Below are 20,139 nucleotides of genomic sequence, written 5' to 3'. Positions count from 1 at the left end.
TATTGTGGTAGATTATATAAAATAAATGCTTCTCATGTCAAGATTAATTTTTATGTAAATGACATAATAAAAGCTGACCACTTCGATGCCTTTTGACAGCGAAATAGATTACCACAAACAGAAGTATCACGGGAAGTTAAGGGTACTATTCCAGTAACTGAAGAAGATCATTCAATGGCTCATATCCTTTATCGTTAAATACATACTTCCGTACCTCACCATTGATAGTCGCTGTGATCAGTCCCATCACCTGGCCAGGTTTTTTCTGAAAGGTCATGGGCAGCTCACCAAAGAATTCTGATCCGAAGGATGATTCTATGAAGTCCAGTTCATTAAGGTGGATCGTTCTGATGAAGTTCAAGATGTTAAACTTGATCTGTTCTTCAAGACTCAAATCCCCGGCTTTAAGCATTTTCTTTACTGCAAGTTCTGAATACTTCAATTTGCCATCCCCTTTCAATACTCATAGGTTCTACTAAAATGAGACGATTTGCTCTTTCTCATATTGCTCTCCATCTGCATCTTCCCACATCGTTTTCACAGTAAGTTTTGACGGCGTTCCCATAGAATAAACAATATGTTCTTCAAAGCTCTTTCCAGCTTCAAGTATCTCATAAGGAACTTTGTCCCGCATAACAATATTCCTTAGATCTCCTGGGACATCGTAATCAACATGATACGCAGTAGCTTGACCAGAATTCCAAATCTTTAATCTGTACTTACCTTTTGAACGCCTTGATACGAGATGGATAAAAATATATGCAAAATATCGAGTTGTTTTTGAAATATGGCCTTTATTGAGCATATTCAGGGTTGACTTTGCTCGTTAATTATTCAATGAATAGAAGTGATTGCATAAAAATAAGAGCCCACCTCGGCTAAGAGATGAGCTCCAAAATTCAGGTAAATTCTATGAAATTATTAGCTATAAACCCTAATATTTTGACCCTGTTTCGATAGAAATTAGCGGTCATTTTTTTGTTATTTATTAAAATAAAAACCTTCTCCCAAAGTACACTCGAGTGAAATCTTCTTCAGTTAAACTATTTCTAAGTAGCTTTTCTGGATAAATCTATCCTAAAAATCCCGTTCAAGAAGAATTGCCCCACTGCTTCTTGCTATCACACAATCAAATAAATGAGCAAGTGCATCAAAATACTTAGGATGATCCTTTTGGCTGTATTTCAGTAATAGCTCTTTTATCAATTCTCTACATTCATCCCATTCCGAATTCTTCATTAGATTCTCAATCTTTTTGTACTCAGGCATTTCTAAAGGTATAAATCTCATTTCATACACGCTATCAGGATCAAGAACAATAAACTTGGAATAGAATATATGGCCCGCTTCCAATTCCAATAGATATCCGTATTCTTGTAATTTCTTCAAATAATCATAAATCACTTGAGTTAAGTCAGGTACATCGTTATAACCAGCTACATCTTTCATATATACTAAATCATAAATTAGTCTCCCTTTAAATTCTTCTTTTACATTTTCCTGAATCCTCTTCACTGATATAGGGTAGGTCTTGTCCCTGAATAGTTTCACCTTATTATTGACGTAACGATAAAAAATGTATGCTTGCCAAACTCTGCGATCACATCCAAAAACAACCTCTCCAGGAATTTCTACATTTATATACTCAGGAACTTTATGTAAAGAGATGTTCATTCCTTTTGAAGCTTTAATCCAGATTGGATCTGATGATAATCCCTTTTCCCACGTTTGTCTCAATTCTTCTTGATAATTACTATCGAGCAGTTTCTTAATTCTCTCGGCTTTGCCCTGTCGCTTTTCTTCATGGAATTTTTCAAGCCGTTTTCTTTTTTCTTCTGCTTTCTTCTGGGCTTCTTCTTCCTTTTTGAGTATCAGTAAGTACTCTTTTTTTAAGCTTTCTTTTTCCTTTTCTTCTACTGCGTTATAAACCCAGTATTTGTTCTCTGTACTATCGATAATTTGATTTCTCAAAAATTCCGGATCAAAGTCTGTATCCATATCAGATAGATCAATTTCCAAAGTGGAAATTCCTAAATTTTCAATCTTCTCAAATTTTTCATCATCAATTCCATGAGTTATGGTTATTTCTATCATTAAAGGACGCTCTTCTTTATAGGCGAGTATATCCGGAATAATATTCCCTACACGGCGTTCTAACGCAACACGGTCAAAAGATACTTCACGTTCAGCAGATACTTCTTTAGATAGATTATGATAACAAGCTATTACTCTAGGAATAATCATTCTTTTTTCTCTCTCAATTATTTCCTTGGCTTTCATATGTAAAGCAGTCTCAGTAGCATAATCACAGGTATCTGCATTGTGATGAGCAAACCGAGGTGTAAAATCTTCTTTAGTTTTGGGCAGCCTTGCTTGAAGTCTTTCTCCACAATTTGGACAAACACAATTACACCTCAAACCAGATTCATGTGGTAGTATTTCAGAAATATGTAAAAGCCTATCGACTTCCCCTTCTTTTCTTAATCCATATGGTAATTTAAATGAATACGCCAACCCATCACCCCACTCTACACTCGATTTACTTGCAAAATCCTACAGAAACTTCCCTAAGGTAAAGTTTATTCACTCTAGCTCCCTTGTAACAATTTCGAGATTTCCCCAAGGTATGGAAGAAGTGCAATTCCCACTTCAATACCTTTATCTGCCACATATTTAAGAATGGATCCCAATTTTTTAGATGCCTTTTCCTTATCCCCGCTTTTAGTCAAAAGTTCAAGAGAAGCTACTTTTTCCTCTAAACTTTCTTTTTCTTCTTTTGAAAGGACATCTTCAGGAAAATTGTTAATACTTTCTAAGGTTTGTTTTATCGTCACATTAACTGCCGCACTTGCCTTAGCTGTCGATAATGCTTCATTATTATTTGTGTTATTGATATTTAAATTTAAAATAGACTGTTTTAGTCTGAGCATTTCCAACTCAGCGCCTCTAATGTCATCCTCACGTTTTAAATTCGCTCGATAATTTGTTAGAATAGCCTTTATCACCGCTAAGTCTTTGAAATAATTAACAGAAGGCGCACCCCAACCATACATTGTTAGCTGGGACTTAATATCCGGAATCTCTGCTTCGAAAACGCCAATCACTTCATCCATAAGCATTTCTGCTTTAGATTGATCCTTCTGCTCAATATTCTCATCACACTTCTCAATATAACTATTTAAAATACTCATTTTGTCCATATAGACCCTCCGCTTTAGTCAATCCCATTTGTTTCATCTAAAAACACCCCACCAAGTAGCTGGATAACTTCAATCTGCCTACTCAGTGGGGTCGTTTTTCTATGTGCTACATCTTATACTAGTTGCGAATTGTAACATCTGTTTGGAGCTTGATGTTGTTGTGCCAGAAGTTATATTCATTTAGCTTTTGGTTTGCTTCATTATATACAGGCTTTGTCCCAGTCGGATCCTTGATTGTTACAATGAGGCAGAACTCTTGGCTTGGCACTGTACCTTCCATTTGAGACTTAACTTCGATGTGTTCTCTGTAAAGTCCCTTTATGTACAGATACCAGTTCTTGTCCTTCGTTAAGTACTTGAGTTGATTGCCATCAGTCATCTCAGATAAGTCAACTGCATACTTCTTAACAGGATAATACTTATCCCCGTATTTAATCAGCAATCTTTCTTTGAGAGCAAATTCATCCGTATTGCTTCTCATTTTCTTCTTGCTGTAATAATCTTCAAGAAGTACATTCTGAGAACCATCTCGTCCTACTGGATTAAGGATATTTCTTTTCGATGTGTCCCTGTCCTTCTTCGCATCATAGGTACCCATTTTGATATCCACATTAGACTGGCAATACTCTGCTCTCTGTGTTGAGTCAAGAATAGGGTTGTACACCAAGGTTACAATGATTTGTCCTGTGAAGTAATCACCATCCACAAGACAATCAGGCATCGGGAAGTCCATCATATCAATGTACTCACCCTTTGCAATTTCATCTCGTAGGATCAAGGTTACTTCATGAGGTGAATTATATAAGATTTCTCTTACGGGCTGTGGTTTCCCAAATCCCACCTGATTTACTCTTTCAGTTACTGGAACACTTAGATTCTCTGAATAACTCGCAGAGTGAACCATCAGCGCCTTGATTAATAACGGATCAAACTCCTCTTCCATTTCCTGATGCAAACCGGCTGCTAGCGCTGCAATACGAGGTGTGGAAAAGCTTGTCCCTACCGATTGACGGATAGCGCCATCCAATCCGAATGATTTAACCCCCGTTGTCACCATCCTCCCTGAAGCATCTACTCCAGCATTTCCGCCATAATGTACTACTTCTGGCTTAATGATGTAGGATGGCCCACGACCAATTCTTGTAAATGGGGATGGATTATCAACATCAGCTAAATCGAGTGCGGATTTTTTATGTGCTATAGATCCTACCACCATTGACCTTACACTATCAGCACCTTGATGAATCTTTCCTTTTGGATGGCCTGTCTTAAAATTTTTGCAGTTTCCCGCAGACTTACAGATTAATACTCCATACTGATCCTGCAGCGCATCCAGCGCAACAGCAAAATCGGAGAAACTATATTCATCCACTTCGTTGATAACGCTGATTGACAGATTCCACACTTTCACATCTCTGTGATGGGCTTTTACAGCCTCTTGTATATTTCGAATTAGCTCATCTTCTTCGATGCCTTCCTTATCAGTATCAGGATAAACACATGCATCCAGCACTTTAACGCCTTCAGTTCCTACCCAATTCTCACCTTCCAAGTGATCACCATAGACAACGACTCCAGAAACAAAGGTTCCATGATCCCTTTTTACATAAGGTTCTGGATATGCAGTGTAGCTTTCTTCTGCAAGCCATGGTTCTAGATGAGGTATGCCTGCTATTCCGTTATCCAAGATGCCTACCGTTGCATACTTCTTTCCTTCTTTAGGCCTTGAAATATTAATCGTTGCATCATCTTCTTCCATATCAAGCGCAACTGCATACTTTGGCATAGGTTCGATGGAAAATATAGCTTCAAAGATTTCATTTTTATTTAGTGTCATAAACTCATCAAGGTTAACACCTTTTACATTGTAGACTATATGACTTGATGTATAGTTGGTCCTGATTACTTCGTGTCCCATTTGCTTTATTGTTCTTTCAAAGTAGTTTCTAATGGCTGTATTTTGCTCGTAGTTTTGGAAATCAATAAGTTTAACTTTATAGTCAACAGGCTCAGCACTTTCGCTCTTATCGATCATCGGTTCAAAATCAGATATGCTGTCAATAGCAGATAAAGCGTGGGCATAGCGCTGAGTATTCTTCAAACGCTCAAGAATTTTATCTACTTCACGAGAATCATCTACTTTGATGATCAGTTCGTCTTCATCAGCTAGCCCCAAAACGTTATTATCTGTGCCAGTCCTAAACAGGTTGCTTACCTCTCGTCGATGGGTTTTTGCTGCTGCATCATCAATAATTTTCGTTTTGAAAACAACGGGAATTAAAGAATTTTCTCTTTCCTTTTTCAGCACTTCTGTCCTAAACTCCTGAAATGTATCAACAAAAACTCTCGACTTAATCTCTAGTTCTTCTGGACTTAATACGAACTTCGGTGGATCTCCTCCGCCGCCAGCTTCCACGCGCATATTGTCTACATCTCTTTTAGCAAAGAACTTAATAGGTAATCTTTCATCAGCCATTTTTTACACCGCCCCTTCTTTTACTCCGGAGAGTTAGCTACATCTCTCACCTTCCTAATCGAAAAATCATAATTATCGCTTATCTCCTTTTGCGTTACCCCATATTGCAAAAGGTATTTAATGAAGTCATTCTCGCTGATAATCTTATGGTTTCTGTATAAATACACTTCCTGCAGCATATCCCAATTGTGAGTCGTTTCCTTTTTGTTTATAATGGATTTCTTTATCGCGTTGTTCACTACTGTTTTAACATCTGCATGACTAATTCCATCGAAAGCAGCTGCCAGCATTTCCAGTTTCTTTTCATTCTCCATCACATTACTATTTTGGTTTTTTGTATGCAGCTTGATTAGCTGCATGATCTCATCTCTGTTGGGTTTCTCTAGTGTGATGATCTTAGAGAACCTTCTCCATACCGCCGGGTCTAATAGTTCATGATGATTAGTAGCTGCAATTAGAATACTGTTTTGACTAAAATCATCAATGTTTTGAAGCAAACTGTTCACAACCCTTTTAAGCTCTCCCAATTCGTGCTTGTCATCTCTAAGCTTTGCTACGACATCAAACTCATCAAGGAACAGGATACAGTCCCCTTTCGACGCATAGTCAAATATTTTTCTAATGTTCTTTGCAGTGCTCCCAAGTAGAGATGAGACCAGACCGTCAAGTCTTACGGTCACCAGTGGTAGCCCTGTCTTATATGCGATAAATCTAGCTACCGTTGTTTTTCCGCATCCGGGTGGCCCATACAATAACAGAGAGCTCACCATCTCAATTCCAGCTCGTAAAATCTCATCCCGTTGCCCATAGCTATTAATAAACTCATCGATCTCTTCATGAATGTAAGGCTTCAATATCGGTACCTCAAATGATTTATCTGGTATGAAGATATCCACCATATCCATACGGCTTTCAGAATCCACCGGTTTAGTGGAAAAATCATCTAAGGAGGCCATTCTCGTTTTCTTATTCACTAATAGAGATCGTATTTTCTTGGCTAGAGAAGCATCGCCAGATTTTTCTAGGTTTTCTGCTAGAACCTGGGCATAATTATATACTTTCTCTTTATCACCAATCATTCCGCCTTCTATAATTTTCACAATCTCTGTGTACATATCTCATTCCTCCAGACATATATATTCTAACCTCTCAGCGTTCACTTTGTCAATGTATTTGTTATTTTAATACCCATTTTTATTATTTTTATTCTGATTTTGTTATTTTATACTCGATATTCGTCACTTCAACCTTAGTTTTTGTCATTTTCCAGCACCTTCTTAAATGCCAAAATAAAACAACCAAGAAAACCTCCTTTAGTAAAGGCTTCTTGGTTGATTCATTTAGTCTATTAAATTGACGTGTATCGCTGATGCCTATTCATACCATCTTCTGGTATGGTGAACTTCAACTTTCCTTTCTTCATCAAAGGTCTTATCACCAGTTTCCTGAAATAACTGTAGGAAACTTCTTTTCTCTCGCACATAAAGGCATGTAATTCAGAATAGCTCTTAGGTTCCTGGCAAAATTCCAGCAGTTCTTTAACTTCCGGTCCCTCGAGATAAGCCTCTTTTTCTTCTGACCTTTGTTTATCTTTCCACTTTATAAGAAGCTTCTGAAATGCGCTGTATTTAAAGTCAATGGTCCACTGGATCCCGAGGCTTAGTTCGTAGACGATCCTTCCATCGCTATAAAGCTGTGCACTCTTTACTACTCTTTCAAAAATATCTTCTCTAAAGTATATCTCTTCACCGTGGCCTATTCCTTCATTTCTTTTTACTCGAGCATCATCAATGGTTTCCAGCTTCTTTAGGAACCATTCAAGCTCCGCTTTAAGATCCTCAACCTTTGCCTTTCGGTCCCTGAACACCTTTAATTCCTCTTGAAGATCAACCAGTTTTTCTGTGAGCTCATCAACTTTCTTGGAGTCCTGACCTTTCTTATTAAGCTCCTGGTCTACCGCATTATAAAGCTCTCTGTTAAGATCTTTGATTCGTTTATCAATACCTTTGATTCTCCACTCTTCCTTTTCATCTACTTCTTGGGTTCGTATATAGATGAGCACCTCATCTTTGAAAGAACGATGCTTTTTAATATCGAGAAGAGTCTTCATAAAATGCAGCTCCAGGTGCTTCTGATATACGCTTGTGGACTTACACGAGTCCACCAAGAAAGACTTGGCGGCTTTTGTGCAGATCCAGGAATGAATCTCATTAGAGCTCTGGATGCTTCTTCTATGGCCTATTTTACTTCCACATTCTCCACAGGTATAAATGTTTTCAAGAGAAGCGTTTTTCATTTTATCTTCCGGATAAGCTATGGACTTTTTATTCTCATATTTTTCTCTTCTAGCATCTAGTACCTTCTGCACCTTCTCCCAGGTCTCATTATCGACAATGGCTTTATGATGATTCTCTATGAGATACTGTGGCAGTTCTCCTCGATTCATTACCACCTTCTTCTCGATCGTGTCCTTGATATAAGCCTTTTGATAAAGGTAGTTACCCCTATAGATTTCATTTCTCAAGATATTTCTAATGGTTTGAAGATGCCACTGTTCATTGCCACCAGGGCCCTTCTTCTTCTCCATGGAGAGTTCCTTTGTAATTTCATGAATACTCTTTCCCCTTAGGAGCATCCGATAAATTCTTCTTATGATCGTAGCTTCTTCTTCAACCACCTCCCATTCACCTTTTCTGACCGTTCTAAAGCCATAAGGTGCAACACTGGGGTTTACTATCCCTCGTTCAGCATATCTCCGTTTTCCCCAAGCCATGGCTTCTCCCATGTTTACGCTCTCTTCCTGAGCAATACTTCCAAAAATAGAAATCATCAGCTCACTCTTCTCATCTTTTGTATGAATATTCTCTTTCTCAAAATACACATAAACTGGACTTGGCAGCGACTTCAGCATCCTGATCTGTTCCAGACAATCTAATGCGTTTCTACTAAAGCGTGAAATTGACTTGGTTAAGATCAAGTCCACATTCCCGGCTTTACATTCTTCGAGTAGTTTGAGAAATTCTGTACGGTTTTTCATAGAACGCCCTGATATACCTTCATCGGCATAGATGCCTGCATATTCATATTTGGGATCCTTTAGAATCAGGTAAGTGTAATAGGCTACTTGGGTTTTCAAGCTTACCTTTTGTTCTTCTGAATCTGTTGAGATTCTGCAGTAAGCAGCTGTCTTAAGTCTAGGTTTGTTAATGCTTGCCGTGTGGACTGAAGCATTCTGCATAATCATGTTGGCGCTAAGGCTTTTGTGCAGATTCTTCATAATATAGTCCCTTTGCCAAGGCTCAATTTTGATAATTTCTGCATTACTGTTTAAGTTCAACTCAAGCTCCTCCTTTCCCGTAGATTTATTTTCTGGTCGATTATAATCTTCTTGTTTCAAAACTTCTTTATTGTTTAAAAGGTCAAGTTCTCCTTGGCCTTCGTTAATTTCACTAATATCGGTGAGTTCGAATTTTGTCTTGAGACTCTTGTTATCTCTGGTTTTTTGACTCTTTTTATTTCTATCCTTCACAAGATAATGCTTGCAGTTTCCAATCTCAGTATGAGTTCCGTCAATCCACTGCACTAAAAAATCATCTCGTGTATAAGCAGTCATATCTGAAACCCAAGCTCGCAATATTTTAGTGGTGACCTTAGCGATAAACGAATCCAGCGTCTTGTTTTTCTTTAACCACTCCACTGCATCGATTCTGATGTACCTGTTATCCTCAATTTTCGCAATCTTGCTTTCAAAGGTGCGGTATTCTTCTTCCATCTTTTCTATGCTAATAGCTGAATATCTATCTGAAATGGCCTGCTGCCTTTTTACGATTTCAATTTCAGTGATAAACTTAAGCCTATGAAACTCAAAGTGATCATTTTGATTGATGACCTGTAGTTCTTTCAGCAGCTTAAGTACTACATCTTCATCGGTGAAGTCATATTTTTTATACATTGCTCTAAGCATCATTTCTCGAATATCCGCATCCCGATAAAGTTCAGAATCACAGACCCCCATGATTTTTGGGCTACACTTAAAGTGATGAGAAGCTCTATTGTGAATTATGGTAAAACTGTATCCACATCTTCCGCAAATTAGGCGACCTGACATGTGGTTTTTCTCTCGCTTCTCACTGGGCTTTCTTTCCTTCGTATTGGCCTCAAGCTTCTTTTGAACAAGATTGAAAATATCATTGCTAATGATCGGTTCATGAGTGTTCCCAATAAACACCTGATCCCGTTCACCACTATTAACCTTGTTCGTAAATAAATCTCTTTTCAGCTCACGTGTCAGCTTGTTCCCTGTGTAGGTGACGTTGGATAAAATATGCTTTATCATACCGCCTATCCAGACATCCTTCCCTTTGGCTGTTTTAACCCCGGCTTCTGTTAGTGCCCTGGCGATGTCCGTGAAAGTCTTTCCTTGAAGGTACTCTTCATACATCATTCTTACGATTTTTGCTTCATCTTCAAGAATAACCAATTGGGAATCATCCCCTGCATGGATGACTTTGTATCCATATAAGCGGTTGAACTTTGGGATACCCTTTAGAAACCTTTTCTCATAACCCCACATCGTAGAGTTTGAAATAGTTTCTATTTCCTCCTGTGCAAGCGCAGCATAAGTGCTTAAGAGGAATTTATTGTATTCTCCTGAAGTATCAATATTCTCTTTCTCGCCTCGAATCTAAAAGGATAAAAAGGAAACCCAATACACAGAAAAATGTCAAGAAATACTCTGTTTTTAACCAGTAATTCAAGAAATTTGAAGTCTATAACGCAAAAAAAGCCCACCACATTGTGATGAGCTGTAAACTTGATCTATATATACGCTCTCAGAGCGATTTAAAATTATCTGGATTAATCTTGGTTCATCTGAAATATGCTGAGTCGAATATACGACGTCTCATTATGTAATGCAAAACCACGAAAAGTCCACGCCTGAACTATACTATACTTAACTGGCAGATCGTTGCTTTTCAATTCTAATAAAACGATAAAACGAGTTTCTTCTATTATTTATGTACTTATTTACGCGGCTCTCATTCTAAATGATAATCTGCCCCAAGAGACGAAATTTTGAAGGGTCACTAAAAAAACGACGCTTCAGTTTGCCCTGTAACGAATTTTTATTGATTTTATGACCCGTAGTTCCACCCAAGGGCTAATTCCCTGAAATTAGCCGCAAAAGCGATTTAGTCATTTTTGCTTTAAAAAAGTTAATAACCCACCAATATTCAGTCTAAGTTTGGGACTTTACCGATCCTAGATGCCTTCTTGGTGGTTTATTTGATAAGTTGGATGAATAAAAAAAGCCCACCACTATGTGATGAGCAATCCTCTTATCTGTCTGAATAGTATTTTTGATTTTTGCTGGTTGGAGAATCTGGTAATGTCAACTTCAGAAGTCCCCCTTTAATCATTGGATTTAGTATTGTTTTCCTGAAGTGTTCTCTATCTTTCATCCCGAGCAAATCTTGAATTTCTTGTCTACTTTTTGGTTCATTACAAAATTCTAGAATCATCGTAATTCTCTTATCTTCTTGCGGGGAATCTTGCGGGGTATCTTGCGGGGTATCTTGCGGGGTCAATGGAATAATTGTCTTAAACACATCTCCCTCAATGAATTCAGGATCAGCACCCGAGTAGATCTTGTTGTATTTATAAATGTTCCTAACCCCTGATCCGAGTTCATCAACCCATCCAATCTCTTTAAAGAACTTTGCAATCTTCGGATTCTTGGGATAAGGTGAGAAGTCCTCAGGGTCAATCATTCCATTTCCGTGAGGCTTATTTCCATTTTCGATATAGACTCTGTCCTTCTCCACGACCAGCTTCGCAGGAAATGGATTGGAAAACTCCCTATGAATCAGTAAATTTGATATTGCTTCTCTGAAAATCTTATCTCTCAAGCTCACACGCTGATCACCTTCGAGATAGAATTTGTCATTGAGATGCTTGGCAATAAACTGCATTAATCTTTCATAGCTTCTTAGAAGATTCACTCTAATGTCATCCCGATCATCATATCGGTCAAGATTCTCTCTTCTTAAAATTGCATCTGTCCTATAGTGTGGAAGCGCTGTTTGTATCATCAGTTCACTACCAAAAATCAAGATACCTGCAAGGGTAATACCTTGCTCACCTGTGCTCTGATCCTTCAAATACATTCCTGCACTTTTCAACAGCTCGATGTTATCCATCGAAACCCATGGGTGACCGGGTTTTAAGTTTCCAACCGTTTTTCTAACTCTTGTGAACAATTCGTCTTCCAGCTCATCCATGTCAGCATAGGGAAAAATTCTGTTTTCTGTATATGTACTTTGTTTTCTCATGTACAATCCAGACACTAGATTTGTATTATTGGTAATGTCAAAATCTCCATCTTCATTTCGATCAAATATTTTCCCCTTACAACGATGTACCTGAGAACTCTCCGGTACGTTAATATACAGGATCGTCTTCCCATCTACTTCAACATCTTCTACCGCCAAGTAAAAAGCGGGATTAAGAGTTTGTGGATTATTAAGTGATGTAACAAAATCTTTCTTCAGCTGATCCACAGCTTCTTTATCGACGCCTACAATATCACCGTTATCCTTCACCCCAAGAAATAGATGTCCACCGTGGCGATTCAAAAATGCGCATACCGAATCATACACATCCTTATTTAACTTCTTTTTACTCTCTTTGAATTCTACAGTGATGCTTTCACCACTACTGATTATTTTCTTCAAACTTTCTATCTTCACTTACAACACCTCGTTTACGCCAAAGCATGGCGCCATAATTTAGTTTATCCATTCAATCAAATAATAATCATGCTTTTGAGAATTGAGATATCAATCCAAAAATATAAGCGGTATTTCTTGATTGCTCTCTTACTTCCTGACGTAGGTGAGTTTCTCCATTTTTCCACCGTTCATAGTATCCAGCTACATTTAGAAAATCTTCTTTAGTGATTCTTCTGGCTCCACTTAGCCGAACAGATGGGCTATTATCTGATGTGTTATCAACGTACAAATGTGCTTCTTTTGTATAAACATTAAACCACAGTGGTGTTCTATTATTCTGAGGAACTGTCGCTACATCAAAAGCAGCTTCAGTTGCTGTTAAAAGAATCTGATGCCATAGCTTTTCAAAATCCATTACTCAACACCCTCCTTCAACTGAATAATATTTCCAGGTAAAGCTTCAAACATTTCAGGGTAATGTCCACATCTTGCTCGGATCTGATTGTACATCGCCTGAGTCCCATCTTTCTTCAGGTACAACTTCCTTCTGTATATTTCATCTGAAAGCTCTGCAGCATGCATCTTTCTGCCTTCCACTTCCTTAAGTACAATTTTCATAGCTTCTTGTAAGGTTCTTTTTGGAATCGAGGGGCCTAGTATTTTTTCAATTGGCCCAGCACTCCGATCATACTTTAGTAGAATATACACCGGCTCGTTATCTTTTAGAATGACTACCTTACCATTCTTCTCAACGACTTTAAAAACATCATCCAGATCTGTTTTCAGTTTTTCGTAAGATATTAAACTCTCTAAACTCACTTCCATAGCTTTCACCTCACCTGTAGTATAGCACAACACTTAGTACAAATTCAATATTTTTGTACGTTTTTGTACTGATGTTATTTCCCTCAATTATTTCACAAAAAATAACCCACCAAGTAGCTTGATCATCATCCTTAACTTCCTGAAAAAATTAACTCTCAAACCCTATTTTAGGGTTTTTCATCCTCGTTTTCACTCATAAATGCCAAAATTTCATCCAGACTTTTGCTGGTGTTTACGAATGCATTTAGGAGTTCTTTTCCTTGCAGTTCCTGTTTCTTTTTCATCAAAACATTCAACTCGTTAAGCGCTGAATCGTACTTATCTTTCAACTGGGAAACCACTTCTTTTTGCTTAGATATTTTTTCGTCAATGGATATGCTTCGTCTGCCCATCTGCCTGCCCCCTTACAATCCTTCAATCATTTTTAGTTGACTGTTAATGCTTATCGCTTGTTCACGAATGTTTCTTTCAGTCAGATCAAATGCCTTAAGTATTTCCTTTTGTGTTGCAGTCACGGCATGATCCAAACGGTAATTACCATCACTCTGACGAATCATCTCTATTTTTTCCAGTTCCCTAAGAGCTGCTGGAACCGTCATGTAATTCTCGCTTTTGTTGTTTTTCTTCATCTGGTCTTTCAGATATGTGTAAAACTTGTTGCGTATGATCAGTGCGACAAACTCAATGAATATCTTGCTATTGACCGATTCACTTCCATGTACCCTGAAGCTTTTGTTGCCCAGATACGACTTGTCTCCTTGGAAGAGTTTCTCAGAACCATCTCTGCTTTTATACAGCTCAAGCGCTTCTTCTGCTGACATTTTTTCAGATGTGATTATTATGAAATATCCGCACAGCTTGATTTCCCTATCGATCACATCTTGACGCTCTCTTGCGAACATAAAGACTCTTTCATCCCCCTGACCATGATAAAAGGGTTCAAAGTAGTGGCATAAGGCACTCGGACATTCATATCCCATCTTCCCTTCCTGGGATTTTAAATATGAGGCCATTCTGTCGATTTTTTCTTCCAGTTGTTCGCGTTCGCCTGTTCTCTTGCTTTCGTTAAAGTATATATGAAAATATCTGTCTTTCTCATCTGAAGGGAACAGTTTCCCTTTCACGGTGCTTCCGCTTACTTTATAGTCCCGAATACTGTGTTTTCGGCTCTCTTCGAAAGTTCCTTTATTCTCCATCACCAGACTATGGGCGTACTTTTTCATTCCTTTCATCATGATGACGAAGTCATAACCGCATTTGTCCATATATCGGATGTTTTCTTTACTGAAATACCCTCGATCCAGAATGAATCCAACGTGTCGATAGCCATAGCCTTCTGTTTTTTCAAGCATGTACTGCAGCTGTGACACGTCTACTACGCTTCCGGGATACATTTCATAAAATAGCGGTTCTCTATTGTTCTTGTCGTATGCTATGGAGTAATTCAATATCGGTTTGTTCTGATCATCCTTGGCATGGCCAAATTCAACAAAATCCACATCTCCTGCCTGACAATTTTTGTTCGTCGAATCATAGGATATGTAGATTTTCTCTCTGTGATCCCGGTTTTCATTCCATCTGTTGAGAAATTCAACGCTTTGATCTTTCTTGATTGAAGCTATGAAATCAGACACTTTAGAATCGCTGTAAAGCCTCATTTTACTGGTAAATAGCGGATGGTTGTATGCATAATCCGGATAGTATTGACCAGCATTATTTTCAGTAATGATGGTATATATCGCAAGATCCAGAAAAAGGCCACTGTCTTTTCCTATTAGATCTCCAAGCAAAACATCCAAGTGATATTCAGCGACAATTCTTTTCAGAACCATATGTGCACCAACTCTTAAGCAAGCACTTCTGCGGGAGGATTTCTTTTCTTCAGGAAGCTTTGCTTCCGGATAAAAAATCAAGTATTTCTCGTTCGGAATCATCATCGTCTGATCATCTTCACAGAGCTTTCCGATAGGTGTACTTTTAGGAATGCTATACTTTTTTTCCGGGTCATAAATGCGATCTGTTTGATAATAAATGTAGGTGGTTCCTCTGATTTTCTTCCTAGTTACTTTTCCTTTTTCATCAGGTATTTTTACTCTCACATCAGTGTACATGTTGGCCTCCTATAGAGAGTTAATTAACTCTCTATAATAATACCATATTTCACTGGGAAAATCAATAAAAATCTGCTTTTCCCGTTGAAAAACAGACGTTTTCAGAGCATCAAAAACACTATTCGAATCCCTGAGAGTTAATTAGATTGGAAGTTCAGATTGGAAGTTCAGAACTAAGGTGCAAGTGAAATCGTAACAAAATCCGCTTGTTTTCAGTGGCTTGAGCTGTTTTTCAATGCAGTAAATAGAGGGAGCAAACAATTGAGTGTGATAAAGTTTGAGAAGTTAGCATCTGAGATCATCTCCATAATTTTTACAAGGCATATATTATTGTGCGCTTACTGTGGTTGAAGCCTATTCACTAAAACCCTCAGCAAGTTTATTGCAATACTAGCGATGCCATCCAGCTTGCCTTGGTCACAGTAACTATCACATGGAATGCAAGATCGTACAGACCCATAAGATCCACCTGAGTCTACTTAAATGTGAACTTTGCATCTAGGTTACACTAAGTCGTAAAAATCTGTGTGAAAAAGTCTTAAAACCCCTGTAAAATCAATGGAAATCGCTTGCAAAACGTAGGGAAAAGTAGTATAATTTTAGTGTAACAGTTACACTAAAGGAGGCTGCTCATGTACTACGATTACACGGTCAAAATCCCTCAGGTTAGGGGCAAGATAATCACCAAGAAAAAGGGCGATTCAACTTATGTCCTTTTTCAATACGGCCAACAATATAATGCTGAAAAGAAGTATGTCATACCCCAGCGTACTATCATTGGAAAAATTCATGAAGATAATCATGATCTGATGTATCCTAACGAAAAATTTCAGGATTACTTTCCGGATGTTACCCTTCCAGAAGAACTGCCGGAGTCTTATCGTAGCTGCGCTTTAAAGATTGGTTCATATGCGGTAATTCAAAAGGTTCTCCAAGAATATAAGTTAGAGAGTCTTCTGAATACATGGTTTCCAAAAGACTGTGGATTACTACTCGATCTAATGGCATATCTGATTGTTAATGAAGAAAATGCAGGCCAGTACTATCCTGATTTTGCATTTAACCACCCGCTGTTTTCAGAAGGAATGAGGATATACAGCGATTCAAAAGTAAGTCGGTTCCTTAAATCGGTTACTCGGGAACAGATTATTGGCTTCCTAAATGACTGGAACAAAAAACGTGATCACAGACAATGCATTTACATCTCGTATGATTCAACAAACAAGAACTGCCAAGCCGGTGATATCGATCTTATAGAATATGGCAAAGCGAAGGATGAAAAAGGACTTCCGGTGTTCAATCTTGCATTAGCATTTGATAAGACCAATCGAGTTCCGCTATTTTATGAAGAGTATCCAGGTTCAATAACCGATGTTTCCCAATTTGAGTATATGGTAGACAAGGTGAAAGAGTACAATTATAAATCGGTCGGGTTTATTCTGGACAGAGGATATTTCAGTAAAGCCAATATAAAATACATGGAAGATAATGGTTACTCCTTCATCATCATGGTTAAAGGTCGTAAAAACCTCGTATCTGAGCTGATAACAGCGAACCGAAATACATTTGAAACTGATCGTGAGTGTTCTATCCGTTCATACAGAGTATATGGAAAAACAGTTTTAGCTAAGTTGTATGAGGACGATGATGCCCTTAGATATTTCCATTTATACTTCAACCCTTCCAAACAGGCTGCTGAGAGAGAACAGTTGGAGCAACTGATTGAAAGACTTGGATTATATCTGGAAAAGCATATTGGAAAAGACATCACACTCGGGAACGTGTATCATGAATATTTTGACCTTCACTATAACAGCAAGCATACGCTTGTCTCGTATACAGAAAAAAAGGATGTAGTACGGAAAAAGTTGGAGCAATGCGGTTATTTCTGCATTATCACCTCTACTGAAATGACTGCATCACAGGCACTTATCCATTATAAAGGCCGAGATATCTCTGAAAAACTGTTCAGTACGGACAAATCGTTTATTGGCTCAAAAAGCAACCGAGTCCAGTCTTCCGAATCATTATCGGCAAAGCTGTTTATCGAATTTATTGCACTGATTGTCCGTAACAGAATCTACAACCTCTTGAAGGAAACGATGCTTCGATTAGAGACTAAACCGAATTATATGACGGTGCCTGCAGCGCTTCGCGAACTGGAAAAAATCGAAATGGTTAGGCGGGGTAAAGGCCATTATCGGCTTGATCACGCTGTAACAAAGCGGCAGAAGGTAATTCTCAGTTCATTCGGCATGGACGAGAATAATATTCGTGATATTGCAGGTGGAATCGGCAATCTATTGTCAAAGAACCAGTCGCTGATTACAAATACAGATATCCAGGATGAGGAGGAATACGACGATGGCTCGGACGAAATCGATAACTTCGATTGAAACTGAAATTGCAAAAATAAATAGTGAGCTAGCAAAACTTCACGAAAAACAGGAGGCTCTATCCGACAGACTGTTGGAACTTCAAAAGCGTAAGAAGGAACACGAGGCAAAACAAGTAATGGAGGCTTTTCAAAAAAGTGGTAAAAGCTTGCAGGAACTGATGACATTCTTAGATATCTGAGGCAACGTTTTTCAGCTTCAAAAAGTATTTAGTGTAACTTTTATGCAAAGTTCAGGTTAGATGGAACAACATTCAGATTATCCCCAGCTCTTTCCCATTGATCATCAGGTGCTCTGCCTTCTGCTGCTCCACTCGCTATATCTTCTACAACTCTGCTCAAGACTTTTTTTAAGCTGCCAGGAAGTTCTTCAATCCCTTTCTGTACAAAATAATCATCCAGGTCTAATACCTTATTCATTAAATCACGCCTTTCATTTACTATTAATACAATATTCTGTAAACTCATCTTCTTAAAAAACGGACATCTTTGCCTCTAAAAATGCCCGTTCTCTTTCACTGCTAATCTGGAAAGTTACTATCACAGCACATCCAGGTGTCAAAGTAATCACTACCGATCTGAAAAGTTTCCATCACTATGTATCTGGGATGTGTACCATCACAGCGCATTCAGGTGTTACCATCACTACTTATCTGGGGTGTCAATGTAATCGGTTCTGTCTGGGATGTCAAACTAATCAACCAGTCTAACATCTTCACCCTGTATATACCCTTATTACTTCTAACGCCTCATATAAGATTCCCAAAATTTACTTATGTGGATGAATAGGTTCTTGGGGAGTTGGTGCTCAATCACGCATACCGGAAGTGAAAACAAATTTAGAGAAACTCTCTATGCAGCTCCTCTTCCAAGCTTCTTCTTAATCGCTCCAACGATTACGTCAACATCTTCAATCTTCATAAAGTAGATAATCACGAAATATGATACCGCTCCAACACCGATTGCTATTAAAAGCGAAAGATTCTGAGACAAAGAAGTTGTTAAGTAATTAAAGCTGAGTTTTGCTAATCCGCCCATAACCAATGAAGCAAATAGGATTTTTAGGAATGAAATGCTGATTTGCTTCATGCCGAATGGGCCAATTTTTTTTCTGAGGCTTACAATTAACATTACTGTAGTAAATGTTGCAGCTATTGATGTAGCTAAAGCAAGTCCACTTATTCCAAAATATTTTGATAGAATAATATTTAATGCAATATTAGTACACATTCCAATAGCTGCATTTTTAACAGCAACTTTAGTTTCTTGCATAGCATAGAAAACCCTAGAAAGGATTTCTCTCAAGCCAATACCCAGTATACCAAATGAATAAAAAAATAACGCTGATTCCGTCAACATTGTTCCCTCGACACTGAATGCTCCTCTTGCAAAAAGCAACTCAATTATCTGTTTGGAAAAAACCATCAATCCTATTGCAGATGGTAGAATAAGCAACATCATTCCAACCATCGATTCTTCAATAATTCTAAATAAATCCGAACTTTTTCCCTTTGCTACTATAGATGAAATTTTAGGATAATAAACTGTAGCAATTGTTGTAACAAATAGTCCTTGTACAAAGTATATTAATCTATTTGAGTAATTTAATGCAGCTATTCCCCCTACAACTAAAGTTGAAGCTATTGTTCTATCCACAAGAACATTAATTTGATCTACCGAAACACCTATACTAGCAGGAAATGCTTGTTTCATCATCAATCTCAAGTTTTTACTTTTTAGATTAAAGACCCTCTCATAATTCAATCCATTAATTGCCGCACTGGGAGTTAGTATAATGACTTGTATTGCTACAGCAAATACACTCCCCAAACCAAGTACAAAATAATTATTGTCAAAACTTAGAATTATTGAAATAATGATTACAATATTATAAGGTATTCCAATTAATCCCGTTATTAGAAACTTATCTTTTATTTGTAAAAAGCTTTTTAAAACATATATGATTCCTGTAAAATAAATACCGACAACACTAATCCTTGTCAAGGTAACAGCTAACTGTAAAGTTTCATCATTAAAACCAGCTGCGAACATTTTAACAATAGAAGTTGTAAATAATAACACTAAAATTATTACTATGGTACTAATAATCAGAACAGAATTGATTACGTTATTAGTAAATTTAATTGCCTCATTATCTCCATGTTTATTTTGTATCTGATTATACATGGGGATGTAGCTTGTAGCAATTCCGACTCCAACGAAAGCAAATATTGTAAGTGGTATTGTCGTTGAAATTAAGTATGCGTCAGCTACATATGATACTCCATAAAAGTAAGATAATACAATATCACGGGCAAATCCAATTAATTTAGATAGTACAGTAACTGATATTAAGTAAAATATCGTTTTTTTCATATTAAATCCTCACTGGTATTATTGA

Annotated in this window: 16 protein-coding genes; 2 read left to right on the top strand and 14 right to left on the bottom strand. The window is 37.7% G+C overall.

Annotated features, from left to right (window positions below; all coding sequences use genetic code 11):
• Positions 1-145 precede the first annotated feature (145 nt).
• The 12 genes from EC328_RS03190 to EC328_RS03135 all read right to left on the bottom strand — a co-directional run bounded on the left by EC328_RS03190 (position 146) and on the right by EC328_RS03135 (position 15,343).
• On the bottom strand, positions 146-442 hold the full coding sequence (locus tag EC328_RS03190; protein WP_164906012.1) for a hypothetical protein: 297 nt from the start codon (positions 440-442) through the stop codon (positions 146-148).
• 33 nt (positions 443-475) lie between these two features.
• Positions 476-634, bottom strand: a complete 159-nt coding sequence (locus tag EC328_RS11585; RefSeq protein WP_206363908.1) for a hypothetical protein — start codon at positions 632-634, stop codon at positions 476-478.
• 443 nt (positions 635-1,077) lie between these two features.
• Positions 1,078-2,514, bottom strand: coding sequence for a competence protein CoiA family protein (locus EC328_RS03180; protein WP_128425459.1), 1,437 nt, complete (start codon positions 2,512-2,514; stop codon positions 1,078-1,080).
• Positions 2,515-2,588: 74 nt separating this feature from the next.
• Positions 2,589-3,200 (bottom strand): hypothetical protein, encoded by a 612-nt coding sequence (locus tag EC328_RS03175; protein ID WP_128425458.1) that lies wholly within the window; start codon positions 3,198-3,200, stop codon positions 2,589-2,591.
• A gap of 118 nt (positions 3,201-3,318) precedes the next feature.
• On the bottom strand, positions 3,319-5,676 hold the full coding sequence (locus EC328_RS03170) for a S8 family peptidase (protein WP_128425457.1): 2,358 nt from the start codon (positions 5,674-5,676) through the stop codon (positions 3,319-3,321).
• A gap of 20 nt (positions 5,677-5,696) precedes the next feature.
• Positions 5,697-6,791, bottom strand: a complete 1,095-nt coding sequence (locus EC328_RS03165; RefSeq protein WP_128425456.1) for an AAA family ATPase — start codon at positions 6,789-6,791, stop codon at positions 5,697-5,699.
• Between the two features lie 233 nt (positions 6,792-7,024).
• Positions 7,025-10,249, bottom strand: coding sequence for a recombinase family protein (locus EC328_RS03160; RefSeq protein WP_128425455.1), 3,225 nt, complete (start codon positions 10,247-10,249; stop codon positions 7,025-7,027).
• A 766-nt stretch (positions 10,250-11,015) separates the two neighbouring features.
• A complete protein-coding gene (locus EC328_RS03155) occupies positions 11,016-12,425 on the bottom strand; it encodes an RNA-binding domain-containing protein (protein ID WP_128425454.1) in 1,410 nt (469 codons plus the stop codon).
• Positions 12,426-12,492: 67 nt separating this feature from the next.
• On the bottom strand, positions 12,493-12,822 hold the full coding sequence (locus EC328_RS03150; RefSeq protein ID WP_128425453.1) for a hypothetical protein: 330 nt from the start codon (positions 12,820-12,822) through the stop codon (positions 12,493-12,495).
• A complete protein-coding gene (locus tag EC328_RS03145; protein ID WP_128425452.1) occupies positions 12,822-13,232 on the bottom strand; it encodes a hypothetical protein in 411 nt (136 codons plus the stop codon). The genes EC328_RS03150 and EC328_RS03145 overlap by 1 nt, the downstream gene beginning before the upstream one ends.
• A 167-nt stretch (positions 13,233-13,399) precedes the next feature.
• Entirely contained in the window at positions 13,400-13,624 is a 225-nt protein-coding gene (locus EC328_RS03140) for an ErpK protein (protein ID WP_128425015.1), read from the bottom strand.
• A 12-nt stretch (positions 13,625-13,636) separates the two neighbouring features.
• The gene (locus EC328_RS03135; protein ID WP_128425014.1) at positions 13,637-15,343 is read right to left on the bottom strand and encodes an IS1634 family transposase; all 1,707 of its coding nucleotides are present in this window, start codon (positions 15,341-15,343) and stop codon (positions 13,637-13,639) included.
• A gap of 632 nt (positions 15,344-15,975) precedes the next feature.
• Between EC328_RS03135 and EC328_RS03130 the strand changes: the two genes are divergently transcribed.
• Together EC328_RS03130 and EC328_RS03125 are read left to right on the top strand one after the other, a co-directional pair.
• A complete protein-coding gene (locus EC328_RS03130; RefSeq protein ID WP_206363907.1) occupies positions 15,976-17,739 on the top strand; it encodes an IS1634 family transposase in 1,764 nt (587 codons plus the stop codon).
• Positions 17,708-17,920, top strand: coding sequence for a DUF4315 family protein (locus EC328_RS03125; RefSeq protein ID WP_164906011.1), 213 nt, complete (start codon positions 17,708-17,710; stop codon positions 17,918-17,920). The genes EC328_RS03130 and EC328_RS03125 overlap by 32 nt, the downstream gene beginning before the upstream one ends.
• A gap of 40 nt (positions 17,921-17,960) precedes the next feature.
• On the opposite strand, the gene EC328_RS03120 is transcribed toward EC328_RS03125, so the two are convergent.
• A complete protein-coding gene (locus EC328_RS03120) occupies positions 17,961-18,158 on the bottom strand; it encodes a hypothetical protein (RefSeq protein ID WP_128425450.1) in 198 nt (65 codons plus the stop codon).
• A gap of 432 nt (positions 18,159-18,590) precedes the next feature.
• Positions 18,591-20,114 (bottom strand): murein biosynthesis integral membrane protein MurJ, encoded by a 1,524-nt coding sequence (gene murJ, locus EC328_RS03115; protein WP_128425449.1) that lies wholly within the window; start codon positions 20,112-20,114, stop codon positions 18,591-18,593.
• Positions 20,115-20,139 lie beyond the last annotated feature (25 nt).

It is taken from the genome of Gudongella oleilytica, assembly GCF_004101785.1.
Taxonomy (GTDB): domain Bacteria; phylum Bacillota; class Clostridia; order Tissierellales; family Tissierellaceae; genus Gudongella; species Gudongella oleilytica.
The sequence above is the reverse complement of the archived record's forward strand: the minus strand, read 5'-3'. Positions and strand labels throughout refer to the sequence as shown.